The sequence below is a fragment of the Pseudomonas sp. M20 genome (assembly GCF_045037865.1).
Lineage (GTDB): Bacteria > Pseudomonadota > Gammaproteobacteria > Pseudomonadales > Pseudomonadaceae > Aquipseudomonas.
The window spans coordinates 1,372,292-1,386,062 of the sequence record NZ_CP173611.1 but is presented as its reverse complement, the minus strand read 5'-3'; the positions used below and the strand labels follow the sequence as shown (position 1 = coordinate 1,386,062).

Below are 13,771 nucleotides of genomic sequence, written 5' to 3'. Positions count from 1 at the left end.
ATAGCGGTGAATCAGTCAACGTAAATTTGACCGGTACACTGCTATCGCGAGCAGGCTCACTCCTACATTGGTTAGTTGTCATCTTTTGGTCATGCGCCTGACTTAATCTCCCCGGCAATCCCCTTGGCTTGATTCGGTGCCGGCATGACCCTGCGTGTTCTGTGCGTATTTCTCTTGAGTGCGTGGCTGACGGTTTCGGCCGCTGCCCTGCCCCTTCCTGAAAACGGCCCGGCGCTGCGTATTCAAGGCTCCAACACCATCGGCGCCGAACTCGGCCCGGCGCTGGTCGAAGGGTTGCTGCAAGAGCAGGGTTTGCTGAAAATCCACCGCGAAACCCCGGACACGGCCAACGAACTGCGCATCGTCGGCCAGACCGCCCAAGGCAAACGCGTGGTCGTGGAAGTGGCCGCGCACGGTTCCAGCACCGGTTTTACCGCGTTGAAAAACGCCAGCGCCGACCTGGCCGCGTCTTCCCGCGAGATCAAGGACAGTGAGTTGCAGACCCTGCAATCACTGGGCGATCTGAAAAGCCCCGCCGCCGAACAAGTCATCGCCATCGATGGCCTGGCGATCATTCTTCATCCCGACAATCCCCTCCAACAACTGGACACCGAGCAACTGGCGCGGATCTTCAGTGGCGAAGTGAAAACCTGGGAAGACCTTGGCGGGCGTGGCGGTGCGATTCATTTATATGCGCGCGATGATCAATCCGGCACCTACGACACGTTTAAAGAACTGGTCCTCAGCCGTCGTGGGAAAAGTCTGAGCAGCAACGCGAAAAGGTTTGAGTCCAGCGAGCAACTGTCCGACGCCGTCAGCGCGGATCCACAGGGCATCGGCTTCATCGGTTTGCCCTACGTGCGTCAGGCCAAAGCCGTGGCCATCGCCGATGGCGCATCGCAATCGATGTTGCCTCTGAACAGTCTGATCGCCACCGAGGACTATCCACTGTCGCGGCGCTTGTTCTTCTATCTGCCACCCGACAGTAACAATCCTTGGGCGAAGGCGTTGGTGACATTTGCGCAAAGTCGTCAGGGTCAGGCGATTGTCGCCGCCAACGGTTTTATCAGCCAGACCGTGCACGCTATGAGCGTCGCGCCGAACGCGTTGATGCCCGAGGGTTATCAATCACTCAGCCGCCACGCCCAGCGTCTGACGGTGAACTTCCGTTTTGAAGAAGGCAGCGCGAGTCTGGATAACAAAGCGCGTCAGGATCTGGCGCGGGTGATCGACTATATAAAGCGGCGAGACAAAACTGAACGCGCGGTGACATTGGTCGGGTTTGGTGATGCCAAGGATGACCCCGCACGCGCGGACCTGCTGTCGAAGCTGCGCGCGATGGCGGTGCGCCGGGAGCTGGTGAAGAACGGCGTGGTGCTGCGTGAGGTTCGCGGCTTTGGCGCGTTGATGCCGGTGGCGGCGAACAATGTGGATGAGGGCAGGATCAAGAATCGGCGGGTTGAGGTTTGGGTGTATTGAGCCTGATGGTTATGTACTGAATGGGCCGGCCCCTTCGCGAGCAAGCTCGCTCCCACAGGGATCGCATTCTTCCATTTGGAACGCGCTTTAATGTGGGAGCGAGCTTGCTCGCGAAGCAGGCGACGCGGTCTTAATGACCGCTACGCAGCATTTCCTTCGGCACATACTTGCCGATCTCGAACTTGCCGACCGCTGCGCGGTGCACCTCGTCCGGGCCGTCGGCCAGGCGCAGGGTGCGTTGCATGGCGTACATGTACGCCAGCGGGAAATCGTTCGATACCCCGGCGCCGCCATGCATCTGGATCGCCCGATCGATCACTCGCAGCGCGACGTTCGGCGCGACTACCTTGATCTGCGCAATCTCGCTTTTCGCCACTTTGTTACCGACGGTGTCCATCATGTATGCCGCTTTCAACGTCAGCAGGCGCGCCATGTCGATCTCCATCCGCGAGTCGGCGATCTTGTCGACGTTACCGCCCAGACGCGCCAGCGGTTTGCCGAATGCCGTGCGGCTCACCGAGCGTTTGCACATCAATTCCAATGCACGTTCGGCCATGCCGATCGAACGCATGCAGTGGTGAATCCGGCCTGGGCCAAGACGACCCTGGGCAATTTCAAAGCCGCGTCCTTCACCCAACAGGACGTTTTCATACGGCACGCGCACGTTGTCGAACAGTACTTCGGCGTGGCCGTGTGGCGCATCGTCGTAACCGAACACCGGCAACGGACGGACAATCTTCACGCCGGGGGTGTCGACTGGCACAAGGATCATCGAGTGCTGCGCATGACGCGGTGCATCGGGATTGCTCAGGCCCATGAAGATGAGGATCTTGCAGCGCGGATCGCAAGCACCGGAGGTCCACCATTTTTTGCCGTTGATCACCCACTCGTCACCATTGCGCTCGGCGCGAGCGGCCATGTTGGTGGCGTCGGACGAGGCTACGTCAGGTTCGGTCATGGCGAACGCCGAGCGGATCTCGCCGCGCAGCAGTGGTTCGAGCCAGCGTTGTTTCTGTTCTTCGTTGGCGTAGCGCACCAGCACTTCCATGTTGCCGGTGTCCGGCGCCGAGCAGTTGAACGGCTCGGGGCCGAGCAGCGAGCGGCCCATGATTTCCGCGAGCGGCGCGTATTCAAGGTTGGTCAGACCGGCACCGAGCTCCGATTCCGGCAGAAACAGATTCCACAGGCCTTCGGCCTTGGCCTTGGCTTTGAGCTCTTCCATGATCGCCGTCGGCTGCCACCGATCGCCTTCGGCAACCTGGCGCTCGAACACGGCTTCGGCCGGGTAAACGTAAGTGTCCATGAACGCGGTCACGCGCTCACGCAGTTCTTGCACCTTGGGCGAATAAGCGAAATCCATGATCAATTACCTTCTTGGGCAGAGGTTGTTTAAGTCATGCAATCGATGCTAGAACAGCGTTGATAATTTACCTAGCCTATTCTCGGCGTGTATAAACATTCATCACCGATATATGATCGGCTGATTGCCAGCCCCTAAAACACCGCCCTAAATAACAAGAGAAGCCGCGTTATGAATCTGAGTAAGGTCGACCTCAACCTTTTCATCGTCTTCGACGCGATCTATACCGAAGCCAACCTGACCCGCGCCGGGCAGATTGTCGGCATCACTCAGCCGGCGGTGTCCAACGCCTTGGCGCGGTTGCGCGAGACCTTCAACGACCCGCTGTTCGTGCGTACCGCTCAGGGCATGGTGCCGACGCCGATGGCGCAGAACATCATCGGCCCGGTGCGCAACGCTTTGTCGCTGCTGCGTGTGTCGGTTCAGGAAAGCCGCATTTTCAACCCGGCGCAGGCGGTCAAGACCTACCGCATCAGCATGACCGACCTCACCGAAGCGGTAATTCTGCCGCCGCTGTTCCAGCGCCTGCGCCGCTTGGCGCCGACCGTGATCATCGAAAGTTTTCTGTCAAAACGTCGGGAGACCACCAAGGAACTGGCGGCCGGGCGTCTGGATTTTGCCGTGGATGCGCCACTTAACACCGACCCGCAGGTGCGTCATGTCAAGCTGATGGAAGACCGTTACGTGTGTGCGATGCGCAAGGGTCATCCGATGGCGGGCAAGGAAAAGCTCTCGCTGGATGATTATTTGTCGCTGACGCATATCCACATTTCCAGCCGCCGCAGTGGTCTGGGTTATGTCGATCTGGCGCTGGGCAAAATGGGTATTCAGCGCAAGATTGCCCTGCGTTCGCAGCATTACTTGATGGCGTCACAGGTGATGCAGCAGACCGACATGGTCATGACCGTGCCGGAGCGCTTTGCCCGTCGACATGAGTTGCAGGCGTTTAATTTGCCGGTGAATGATGTGCCGCCCGTGGAGACGCACCTGTATTGGCATGAAAGCACTGACCAGGATCCGGCGAATCGCTGGATGCGCGAGCAAATGATCGAGTTGTGCCAGCAGGTGACGGCACAGGAGAAGAAGCTCGATAAGCAGGTGGAGTAAGGAAAGATCAAAAGATCGCAGCCTGCGGGAGCTCCTACAGAGATCGGTGTAGGAGCTGCCGCAGGCTACGATCTTTTTCTTGCTTGACGTAAACGTCAACCTGCCATTAGCTTAGCGCCAAGACCTTTTTCCGAGCGCTTCCATGAGCAGCCAGACTTACAGCATCTCCGACCTCGCCCGCGAGCTGGACATCACCACCCGGGCGATCCGCTTTTATGAAGAGCAAGGCCTGCTCAGTCCTGAGCGCCGTGGCCAGGAACGTATCTATTCGCCACGCGACAAGGTCAGCCTGAAGCTGATCCTGCGTGGCAAACGCATCGGCTTCTCGCTGGCCGAATGCCGCGAACTGATCGAGCTTTATGACCCGTCCAGCGGTAACACCAAGCAGCTCAACAGCATGCTGGCGAAAATCGCCGAGCGCCGCGAGCAGCTGGAGCAGCAGTTGCTGGATATCGAACAGATGAAGCTGGAACTCGATACCGCTGAAGAGCGCTGCGTGCAGGCGTTGGAGCAGACGCTCAAGAGCCAGCAGGCCATTCAGTAACAACCCCACAGGGGGATATCCGCAGATTTCAGATAACTACAACAGGTCAACCGCCATGTCCCTCCCCTCCCAAGTACGCCTGATCGAAGTCGGCCCGCGCGATGGCCTGCAGAACGAAGCCCAACCGATCAGCGTTGCCGACAAGGTGCAACTGGTCGACGCCCTCAGCGCCGCCGGTCTCGGCTATATAGAAGTCGGCAGTTTCGTTTCGCCGAAATGGGTACCGCAAATGGCCGGTTCTGCCGAGGTGTTCGCACAAATCCAGCGCAAACCCGGCGTGACCTACGGTGCACTGGCGCCAAACCTGCGCGGCTTCGAAGACGCCATAGCCGCTGGGGTCAGGGAAGTCGCGGTGTTCGCCGCGGCCTCCGAAGCCTTCTCGCAACGCAACATCAACTGCTCGATCAGCGAAAGCCTGGCGCGCTTTGCGCCGATCATGGAAGCGGCGAAACAGCACGGCGTTACCGTGCGCGGTTACGTGTCCTGCGTGCTCGGTTGCCCGTACGAAGGCACGGTCGCGCCGGAGAAAGTGGCGATGGTCGCGCGCGAGTTGTATGCGATGGGCTGCTATGAAGTCTCGCTGGGCGACACCATCGGCACTGGCACTGCGGGCGCGACTCGCCGCTTGTTTGAAGTGGTTTCGGCGCAGGTGCCACGGGACAAGCTCGCCGGGCATTTCCACGACACTTACGGCCAGGCCATGGCCAATATCTATGCCAGCCTGCTCGAAGGCATTTCGGTGTTCGACAGCTCTATCGCGGGCCTCGGCGGCTGCCCGTACGCCAAAGGCGCGAGCGGTAACGTTGCTACCGAAGATGTGGTGTACCTGCTCAACGGCCTCGGCATCGAGACCGGTATCGACCTGGACGCCTTGATTGCTGCGGGTCAGCAGATCAGCGCGGTGCTCGGCCGCCCGAGCGGTTCGCGCGTGGCCAAGGCTCGCAGCGCACAGTGAGGGAACAAGGTGTTACCGCTGTGTCCGGAATGTGGGTTTAAGCGAGTAACACGGAAACAAATTGTCTGGTTTCGCTGGAGTGAAAATTTACTGAAATTTCCAAATCATTGATTTATAAGGATTTTTAAAAGTTGGCACGGCTTCTGCTATCTCTATGGCATAACAAGAATAAAAAGCAGCAAACCAATAAAAATAAGACGTACCGACTCTGACATAACAAAAACAACACGGCAGAGACGCAGCTAACAGATTTTTTTGGAGAAGGTGTGCTTTTCAGGGTGCTCTCAGGAGTGACCCGCAACCGGGCAGAGAACAATAAAACTACCTTCAGGTAGCTCCCGAATCGGTTGGATCGCTTAGCGAGAAAGCAGATCAGCGCTCAAAAAAATACGTTTGCTCTTGACCCCGGATGGGGGTCGCCAAAAACAGCGGTAAAGGGCCACGGTTGCCAAAAACAACAACAGACCGACCCTCAATAATAAAAAAGAGCACGCGACGACAAAATTAAAGGGGAGCTTCGGCTCCCCTTTGTGCTTTCTGTGATTCCTCTTTCCAACACCGCTAATCCCTGTGGGAGCGAGCCTGCTCGCGAAAGCGGTGTATCAGACACATCTGCGCTGAATGACACACTGCATTCGCGAGCAGGCTCGCTCCCACATTAGATTGTCATCACATTAAGTTTTGTGTCAGGCCTGCTTTTCGCGCAGCTCTTCGATACTGATCTCACGCATCCTGAATTTCTGAATCTTGCCCGTGACCGTCATCGGAAACTCTTCAACGAATTTGAAGTGCCGTGGCGTCTTGAAGTGCGCGATGCGCTCCTTGCACCAGGTTTGCAGCTCCAGTTCGGAAGCGTTGTGACCAGGGTGGAATTTGATCCAGGCGACAATCTCCTCGCCGTAACGCGAGCACGGAATGCCAATCACCTGAACGTCCGCCACCGCCGGATGGGTGAAGAAAAACTCTTCCAGCTCACGCGGATAAATGTTCTCGCCACCACGGATGATCATGTCTTTGTTACGCCCGGCGATGTTGACGTAACCCTCCTCGTTCATGCTCGCCAGGTCGCCGGTGTGCATCCAGCCCGCCTCATCGATGGCTTCAGCGGTGGCCTGCGGATTGCTCCAGTAGCCGAGCATCACGCTGTAGCCACGGGTGCACAGTTCGCCGATGGTGCCGCGCAGCACGAGGTTGCCGGCCTCATCGATGATCTTGCTTTCCAGCTGTGGCTGGGTGCGGCCGACGGTGGTCACGCGTAACTCCAGCTCATCGTTCGGACCGGTTTGCAGCGACACCGGGCTGGTTTCGGTCATGCCGTAGGCGATCTGCACTTCGCTCATGTGCATCTCGCTGATGACCCGACGCATCACTTCGATCGGGCACGTAGCGCCCGCCATGATTCCGGTGCGCAGGCTCGACAGATCGAATTCGCCGCGCTGTGGCTGGTCGAGCATGGCGATGAACATGGTCGGTACGCCATAAAGGCCGGTGGCTTTTTCTTCGGCGACGGTTTGCAGGGTCAGCAATGGATCGAACGCGTCGTTGGGGTAAATCATCGTGCTGCCGTGGGTGATGCAGCCGAGGTTGCCCATGACCATGCCGAAGCAGTGGTACAGCGGCACCGGGATCACCAGACGATCGCGCGGGGTCAAGCCGATGCTTTCACCGACCATGTAGCCGTTATTGAGGATGTTGTAGTGGCTGAGGGTCGCGCCCTTGGGGAAACCGGTGGTGCCGGAGGTGTACTGGATGTTCACCGGCTGATCGAAGTGCAGACTGTCGCTGCATTCGTGTAGTTGATCGGGAGAGATTCTGGTGGCCAGATCGGCCAGTTGCGACCACGGCAGAAAACCTGACGGTGGTTGCGCGTCAAGGCTGATTACCCCACGCAGTTCGGGGAGGCGTTCGCTGCGCAATTGGCCGATGGGTTGCTCGGCCAGTTCCGGCACCAGTCCCTGCAACATGCCGTGGTAATTGGAGGACTTGAACGCCCCGGCGCAGACCAGCCATTGGCAGCCGGATTGTTTGAGTACGTATTCGAGTTCAGAGCTGCGATAGGCCGGGTTGACGTTAACCAGTATCACGCCGATTTTCGCCGTGGCGAATTGAGTGATGCACCACTGCGCGCAGTTCGGCGCCCAGATACCGAGGCGATCGCCGACCTGCAAACCCAAAGCCAGCAGCGCTCTGGCGTGCAGATCGACTGCGTCGGCCAGTTGTCGCCAGGAATAGCGCAGCTGCTGATGGCGCACCACCAGCGCTTCACCGTCGGGGTATTGCGCGGCCGTGTGATCGAACTTCTGCCCGATGGTCATCGCCAGCAAAGCTTTGTCCTGTGAACCACGGGTGTAGCTGCGCTGCGGGTTTGCACTGGGTTGATCCATGACGACCCCTATTGTCTTTATTAGTGGGTTTTGCCGGATTTAACCCTGTGGGAACGAGCCTGCTCGCGAAGAGGCCAGCGGATTCAACATCCATGTTGCCTGATCTGACGCTTTCGCGAGCAGGCTCGCTCCCACAAGGCCTGCTCCGTTTCAATCTTGAACGGCCCCTACTCTCGCTCAAGTTGACGTTAACGTAAAGGGCGATTGACAGCCATCCGTCACAGGCTTACGTTAACGTAAAGGTGAGAGCCAAGTGACTGCCCTCCCCACCCTACAAAAAAGCCAAAAGGTGACCCATGAGCTACCCATCCCTGAACTTCGCCCTCGGTGAAACCATCGACATGCTGCGCGATCAGGTTCAGTCCTTTGTCGCCAAGGAGATCGCTCCGCGCGCCGCGCAGATCGACAGCGACAACCTGTTCCCTGCCGACATGTGGCGCAAGTTCGGTGACATGGGCCTGCTCGGCATCACCGTGCCGGAAGAGTACGGCGGCGCGGGCCTGGGTTACCTGGCACACGTCGTGGCGATGGAAGAAATCAGCCGCGGTTCGGCCTCGGTGGCGCTGTCCTACGGTGCGCATTCCAACCTCTGCGTCAACCAGATCAACCGCAACGGCAATCACGAACAGAAATCCAAGTACCTGCCGAAGCTGATCAGCGGCGAGCACGTTGGCGCACTGGCGATGAGCGAACCGAACGCCGGTTCCGATGTGGTTTCAATGAAACTGCGCGCCGACAAACGCGGCGACCGCTTCGTCCTCAACGGCAGCAAAACCTGGATCACCAACGGCCCAGACGCCAACACCTACGTGATCTACGCCAAGACCGATCTGGAAAAAGGCGCGCACGGCATCACCGCCTTCATCGTCGAGCGCGACTGGAAAGGCTTCAGCCGCAGCAACAAGTTCGACAAGCTCGGCATGCGCGGCTCCAACACCTGCGAACTGTTCTTCGATGACGTCGAAGTGCCGGAAGAAAACATCCTCGGCGTGCTCAACGGCGGCGTGAAAGTGCTGATGAGCGGCCTCGATTACGAGCGCGTGGTTCTCTCCGGCGGCCCGACCGGGATCATGCAGTCGTGCATGGACCTGATCGTGCCGTACATCCATGACCGCAAGCAGTTCGGCCAAAGCATCGGTGAATTCCAGCTGATCCAGGGCAAAGTCGCAGACATGTACACCCAACTCAACGCCAGCCGCGCCTACCTCTACGCCGTCGCCCAAGCCTGTGAGCGTGGCGAAACCACCCGTAAAGACGCCGCCGGGGTGATCCTCTACACCGCCGAGCGCGCCACACAAATGGCCCTTGACGCGATCCAGATTCTCGGCGGTAACGGTTACATCAATGAATTCCCGGCTGGCCGCTTGCTGCGTGACGCCAAGCTGTACGAAATCGGCGCCGGCACCAGTGAGATCCGTCGCATGCTGATCGGTCGCGAACTGTTCAACGAAACGAAATGAATTTCGTCAGCTGCGAGCTGCAAGTTTCAAGCTGCAAGAGAACAGCTTTAACTTGCCGCTCCAAGCTTGCAACTCGTAGCTGCTTACGGAGTAAGCCATGATTCTGCACACTCAGCTCAATCCCCGTTCAGCGGAGTTCGCCGCCAACAGCGCAGCGATGCTCAAACAGGTCGACGCCCTGCACACCCTGCTCGCCCAAGTGGCGCAGGGTGGCGGCGCGAAAGCTCAGGAACGTCACACCTCGCGCGGCAAATTGCTGCCGCGTGAGCGCATCAATCGCTTGCTCGATCCGGGCTCGCCGTTTCTCGAAATCAGCCAACTTGCCGCCCACGCCGTATATGGCGAAGACGTGCCGGCTGCCGGTGTGATTGCCGGGATCGGTCGGGTAGAAGGCGTCGAATGCATGATCGTCGCCAACGATGCGACGGTTAAGGGTGGTTCGTATTATCCGCTGACCGTGAAGAAACACCTGCGCGCACAAACCATCGCTCAGCAGAATCGTCTGCCATGTATTTATCTGGTGGACTCCGGCGGCGCCAACCTGCCGCGTCAGGACGAAGTGTTTCCGGATCGCGAGCATTTCGGGCGGATCTTCTTCAACCAGGCCAACATGAGCGCAATGGGCATTCCGCAGATTGCCGTGGTCATGGGCTCTTGCACTGCGGGTGGTGCTTATGTGCCGGCGATGGCCGACGAAGCAATCATGGTGCGCAATCAGGCGACGATTTTCCTCGCCGGCCCGCCGCTGGTGAAAGCTGCGACCGGCGAAGTGGTCAGCGCCGAAGATCTGGGCGGCGCCGATGTGCACTGCAAGATTTCCGGGGTCGCCGACCATTACGCCGAGAGCGACGAACATGCCCTCGCCCTCGCCCGCCGCAGCGTCGCCAACCTCAACTGGCGCAAGCTCGGTGAAGTGCAGCAACGTACGCCGATTGCGCCGCTGTACGCCGCTGACGAGTTATATGGCGTGGTTTCCGCCGATGCCAAGCAGCCGTTCGATGTGCGCGAAGTGATTGCGCGACTGGTCGACGGTTCGGTGTTCGATGAATTCAAGGCTTTGTTCGGCACCACGCTGGTGTGTGGCTTTGCGCATCTGCACGGTTACCCGATCGCGATTCTGGCGAACAACGGCATTCTCTTCGCCGAAGCCGCACAGAAAGGTGCGCACTTTATCGAACTGGCCTGCCAGCGCGGTATTCCGCTGCTGTTTTTGCAGAACATCACCGGTTTCATGGTCGGCCAGAAATACGAGGCCGGCGGTATCGCAAAACATGGCGCCAAACTGGTAACCGCCGTGGCTTGCGCGAAAGTGCCGAAATTCACCGTGATCATCGGCGGCAGCTTTGGTGCCGGGAACTACGGCATGTGCGGGCGCGCATACGATCCGCGTTTCCTGTGGATGTGGCCAAACGCGCGAATCGGCGTGATGGGTGCCGAACAGGCGGCGGGCGTGTTGGTGCAGGTCAAGCGTGAACAGGCTGAACGCAGTGGCCAAAACTTCAGTGCCGAGCAAGAAACAGAGATCAAACAACCGATCCTCGACCAGTACGAAGAGCAGGGTCACCCCTACTATTCCAGCGCTCGGCTGTGGGACGACGGCGTCATCGACCCGGCGCAGACCCGCGATGTGCTGGCCCTGGCCTTGTCTGCGTCGCTGAACGCGCCAATCGAACCGAGCCGCTTCGGCGTGTTCCGGATGTGATCGGGAGAATCTCATGAGTGATTTCAACACCCTCGAACTGCAAAACGACCCACGGGGTTTCGCGACGCTGTGGCTCAACCGCGCGGAAAAGAACAACGCGTTCAACGCCGAGATGATCCGCGAGCTGATCCTCGCACTCGACAAGGTCGCCAGTGATGCCAGCCTGCGTTTCCTGCTGGTGCGTGGCCGTGGCAAGCACTTCAGTGCCGGCGCCGATCTGGCGTGGATGCAGCAATCGGCCGAACTCGATTACCACACCAACCTCGACGACGCCCGCGAACTCGCGGAGCTGATGTACAACCTCGCCAAACTGAAAATCCCGACCGTGGCCGTCGTTCAAGGCGCAGCATTCGGTGGCGCGCTGGGGTTGATCAGTTGCTGCGACATGGCGATTGGCGCCGATGATGCGCAATTCTGCCTGTCGGAAGTGCGAATTGGTCTGGCGCCGGCAGTCATCAGTCCGTTTGTGGTGCAAGCGATTGGCGAGCGCGCTGCGCGGCGTTATGCGCTGACCGCCGAACGTTTTGGCGGTCAGCGTGCGCGGGAAATCGGTTTGTTGTCCGACAGCTATCCGGCCGCTGAACTGGATCAGCAAGTCGAACAGTGGACCAACAACCTGCTGCTCAACAGCCCCGCCGCGATGCGCGCCAGCAAGGATTTGCTGCGTGAAGTCGGCAACGGCGCGCTGACCCCGGCGCTGCGCCGCTACACCGAGAACGCCATCGCCCGCATCCGCGTCAGCCCGGAAGGCCAGGAAGGTCTGCGCGCTTTTCTGCAAAAACGTCCGCCGAGCTGGCAAGCCGCAACCACCACCAAGGAGCCGCGTTGATGAGCGCACCTGTTATCACCACTCTGCTGGTGGCCAACCGTGGCGAAATTGCTTGCCGCGTAATGCGCACCGCCAAAGCGCTGGGCCTGACCACGGTCGCCGTGCACAGCGCCACCGACCGTGAAGCGCGGCACAGCCGTGAAGCGGACGTTCGCGTCGATCTCGGTGGTAGCAAAGCGGCCGACAGTTATCTGCAAATCGACAAACTGATCGCGGCGGCCAAGGCCAGTGGCGCGCAGGCGATTCATCCGGGTTACGGGTTTCTCTCGGAAAATGCCGGATTCGCTCGCGCCATTGAAGCGGCCGGTTTGATTTTCCTCGGCCCGCCGGCCTCGGCCATTGATGCGATGGGCAGCAAGTCCGCCGCCAAAGCGCTGATGGAAACTGCCGGCGTGCCACTGGTGCCGGGTTATCACGGCGAAGCCCAGGATCTCGAGACCTTCCGCGATGCCTGCGAACGCATCGGTTATCCGGTGCTGCTCAAAGCCACGGCCGGCGGTGGCGGCAAGGGCATGAAAGTCGTCGAGGACGTCAGCCAATTGGCCGAAGCCCTCGCCTCGGCCCAGCGTGAAGCGCAGTCGTCGTTTGGCGATTCGCGGATGCTGGTGGAAAAATATCTGCTGAAACCGCGTCATGTGGAAATTCAGGTGTTCGCCGATCAGCATGGCAACTGCTTGTATCTGAATGAGCGTGACTGCTCGATTCAGCGCCGTCACCAGAAAGTCGTCGAAGAAGCGCCGGCACCGGGCCTGTCCCCGGAACTGCGTCGGGCGATGGGCGAAGCGGCGGTGCGTTCGGCGCAGGCAATCGGTTATGTCGGCGCCGGTACGGTGGAGTTTTTGCTGGATGCGCGGGGCGAATTCTTCTTTATGGAGATGAACACGCGCCTGCAGGTGGAGCACCCGGTGACCGAGGCCATCACCGGCCTGGATCTGGTTGCTTGGCAAATCCGCGTTGCCCGCGGTGAAGCGTTGCCGATCACTCAGGAACAGGTGCCGCTTAACGGCCATGCAATTGAAGTGCGCTTGTATGCCGAAGATCCTTCAAATGACTTTCTGCCGGCAACCGGACGTTTGGATTTGTATCGCGAGTCCGATGAAGGGCCCGGGCGTCGAGTCGATAGCGGGGTTGAGGAAGGCGATGAGATTTCGCCGTTCTACGACCCGATGCTCGGCAAGCTGATTGCCTGGGGCGAGGATCGCGAACAGGCCCGGTTGCGCTTGTTGAGCATGCTCGACGAGTTTGCGATTGGCGGATTGAAAACCAACATCAACTTCTTGCGGCGGATCATCGCGCACCCGGCGTTTGCGGCAGCGGAACTGGATACCGGGTTTATTCCGCGTTATCAGGAGCAATTGCTGCCTGCTCCGGGCACGTTGAGCGATGCGTTCTGGAACGCGGCGGCGCAGGCCGTGGCGCAGAGTCTGGCGCAATTGGCGCGTCAGGATGATCCTGCTTCACCATGGTCTGTCAACACCGGACTGCGTGCGGGTCTGCCACGAGAAATCACCCTGCATTTGAGCTGCGAGGGGCAGGATCGAGCGCTGACGCTGAGTACCGATGATCAGACCAGACTGTCCGGCGAAGCACTCATCGTCGAACACGACGGCGTTCGTCGTACGTTACGTGCCATCCGCCAGGGCGATTCTCTGTACCTGCAATGGGAAGGCGAGTTGCGGCGCATCGAAACGTACGACCCGATCAGCGCCGTCGAAGCCAGTCACAGCCATCAGGGCGGACTGACCGCGCCAATGAACGGCAGCATTGTCCGTGTGCTGGTCGAGGCTGGGCAATCGGTCGAGGCCGGTGCACAACTGGTGGTGCTGGAAGCAATGAAGATGGAACACAGCATCCGTGCGCCGCATGCCGGGGTGATCAAAGCGCTGTATTGCCAGGAAGGCGAAATGGTCGGCGAAGGCAGCGCTTTGGTTGAACTGGAAGCCGTGTGAAC

10 protein-coding genes are annotated in these 13,771 nt (G+C 59.4%); 8 read left to right on the top strand and 2 right to left on the bottom strand.

Going from position 1 to position 13,771, the window contains the following annotated elements; genetic code table 11:
• The first annotated feature begins 144 nt into the window (after nt 1-144).
• A complete protein-coding gene (locus ACI514_RS06305; RefSeq protein ID WP_405123302.1) occupies nt 145-1,479 on the top strand; it encodes a substrate-binding domain-containing protein in 1,335 nt (444 codons plus the stop codon).
• Between the two features lie 130 nt (nt 1,480-1,609).
• Here the strand turns inward: ACI514_RS06305 and ACI514_RS06300 are convergent, their stop codons facing one another.
• On the bottom strand, nt 1,610-2,839 hold the full coding sequence (locus ACI514_RS06300; protein WP_405123301.1) for an acyl-CoA dehydrogenase: 1,230 nt from the start codon (nt 2,837-2,839) through the stop codon (nt 1,610-1,612).
• Nucleotides 2,840-3,010: 171 nt separating this feature from the next.
• Here ACI514_RS06300 and ACI514_RS06295 point away from each other — a divergent pair, with 171 nt between their 5' ends.
• The 3 genes from ACI514_RS06295 (at nt 3,011) to ACI514_RS06285 (ending at nt 5,445) form a co-directional block, all read left to right on the top strand.
• Nucleotides 3,011-3,946, top strand: a complete 936-nt coding sequence (locus tag ACI514_RS06295) for a LysR family transcriptional regulator (RefSeq protein WP_405123300.1) — start codon at nt 3,011-3,013, stop codon at nt 3,944-3,946.
• 142 nt (nt 3,947-4,088) lie between these two features.
• Nucleotides 4,089-4,490: a MerR family DNA-binding transcriptional regulator gene (locus ACI514_RS06290; protein ID WP_160058652.1), complete on the top strand. Its 402-nt coding sequence runs from the start codon at nt 4,089-4,091 to the stop codon at nt 4,488-4,490.
• 55 nt (nt 4,491-4,545) lie between these two features.
• Nucleotides 4,546-5,445, top strand: coding sequence for a hydroxymethylglutaryl-CoA lyase (locus ACI514_RS06285; RefSeq protein WP_160058653.1), 900 nt, complete (start codon nt 4,546-4,548; stop codon nt 5,443-5,445).
• A gap of 686 nt (nt 5,446-6,131) precedes the next feature.
• On the opposite strand, the gene ACI514_RS06280 is transcribed toward ACI514_RS06285, so the two are convergent.
• Complete coding sequence (locus ACI514_RS06280) at nt 6,132-7,829, bottom strand: AMP-binding protein (RefSeq protein ID WP_405123299.1); 1,698 nt, start codon at nt 7,827-7,829, stop codon at nt 6,132-6,134.
• A 296-nt stretch (nt 7,830-8,125) separates the two neighbouring features.
• On the opposite strand from ACI514_RS06280, the gene ACI514_RS06275 reads away from it, so the two are divergent.
• The 4 genes from ACI514_RS06275 to ACI514_RS06260 all read left to right on the top strand — a co-directional run bounded on the left by ACI514_RS06275 (nt 8,126) and on the right by ACI514_RS06260 (nt 13,769).
• Nucleotides 8,126-9,289 (top strand): isovaleryl-CoA dehydrogenase, encoded by a 1,164-nt coding sequence (locus ACI514_RS06275; protein ID WP_405123298.1) that lies wholly within the window; start codon nt 8,126-8,128, stop codon nt 9,287-9,289.
• A gap of 97 nt (nt 9,290-9,386) precedes the next feature.
• The gene (locus ACI514_RS06270) at nt 9,387-10,991 is read left to right on the top strand and encodes a carboxyl transferase domain-containing protein (RefSeq protein ID WP_160058656.1); all 1,605 of its coding nucleotides are present in this window, start codon (nt 9,387-9,389) and stop codon (nt 10,989-10,991) included.
• A 13-nt stretch (nt 10,992-11,004) separates the two neighbouring features.
• Complete coding sequence (locus ACI514_RS06265; protein ID WP_160058657.1) at nt 11,005-11,820, top strand: gamma-carboxygeranoyl-CoA hydratase; 816 nt, start codon at nt 11,005-11,007, stop codon at nt 11,818-11,820.
• Nucleotides 11,820-13,769 (top strand): acetyl/propionyl/methylcrotonyl-CoA carboxylase subunit alpha, encoded by a 1,950-nt coding sequence (locus ACI514_RS06260; RefSeq protein ID WP_405123297.1) that lies wholly within the window; start codon nt 11,820-11,822, stop codon nt 13,767-13,769. The genes ACI514_RS06265 and ACI514_RS06260 overlap by 1 nt, the downstream gene beginning before the upstream one ends.
• Nucleotides 13,770-13,771: the final 2 nt, after the last annotated feature.

Excerpts from the sequence above, each read along its gene's own strand:
- ACI514_RS06305 (WP_405123302.1), top strand. The coding sequence starts at position 145 with ATGACCCTGCGTGTTCTGTGCGTATTTCTCTTGAGTGCGTGGCTGACG.
- ACI514_RS06300 (WP_405123301.1), bottom strand. The coding sequence starts at position 2,839 with ATGGATTTCGCTTATTCGCCCAAGGTGCAAGAACTGCGTGAGCGCGTG.
- ACI514_RS06295 (WP_405123300.1), top strand. The coding sequence starts at position 3,011 with ATGAATCTGAGTAAGGTCGACCTCAACCTTTTCATCGTCTTCGACGCG.
- ACI514_RS06290 (WP_160058652.1), top strand. The coding sequence starts at position 4,089 with ATGAGCAGCCAGACTTACAGCATCTCCGACCTCGCCCGCGAGCTGGAC.
- ACI514_RS06285 (WP_160058653.1), top strand. The coding sequence starts at position 4,546 with ATGTCCCTCCCCTCCCAAGTACGCCTGATCGAAGTCGGCCCGCGCGAT.
- ACI514_RS06280 (WP_405123299.1), bottom strand. The coding sequence starts at position 7,829 with ATGGATCAACCCAGTGCAAACCCGCAGCGCAGCTACACCCGTGGTTCA.
- ACI514_RS06275 (WP_405123298.1), top strand. The coding sequence starts at position 8,126 with ATGAGCTACCCATCCCTGAACTTCGCCCTCGGTGAAACCATCGACATG.
- ACI514_RS06270 (WP_160058656.1), top strand. The coding sequence starts at position 9,387 with ATGATTCTGCACACTCAGCTCAATCCCCGTTCAGCGGAGTTCGCCGCC.
- ACI514_RS06265 (WP_160058657.1), top strand. The coding sequence starts at position 11,005 with ATGAGTGATTTCAACACCCTCGAACTGCAAAACGACCCACGGGGTTTC.
- ACI514_RS06260 (WP_405123297.1), top strand. The coding sequence starts at position 11,820 with ATGAGCGCACCTGTTATCACCACTCTGCTGGTGGCCAACCGTGGCGAA.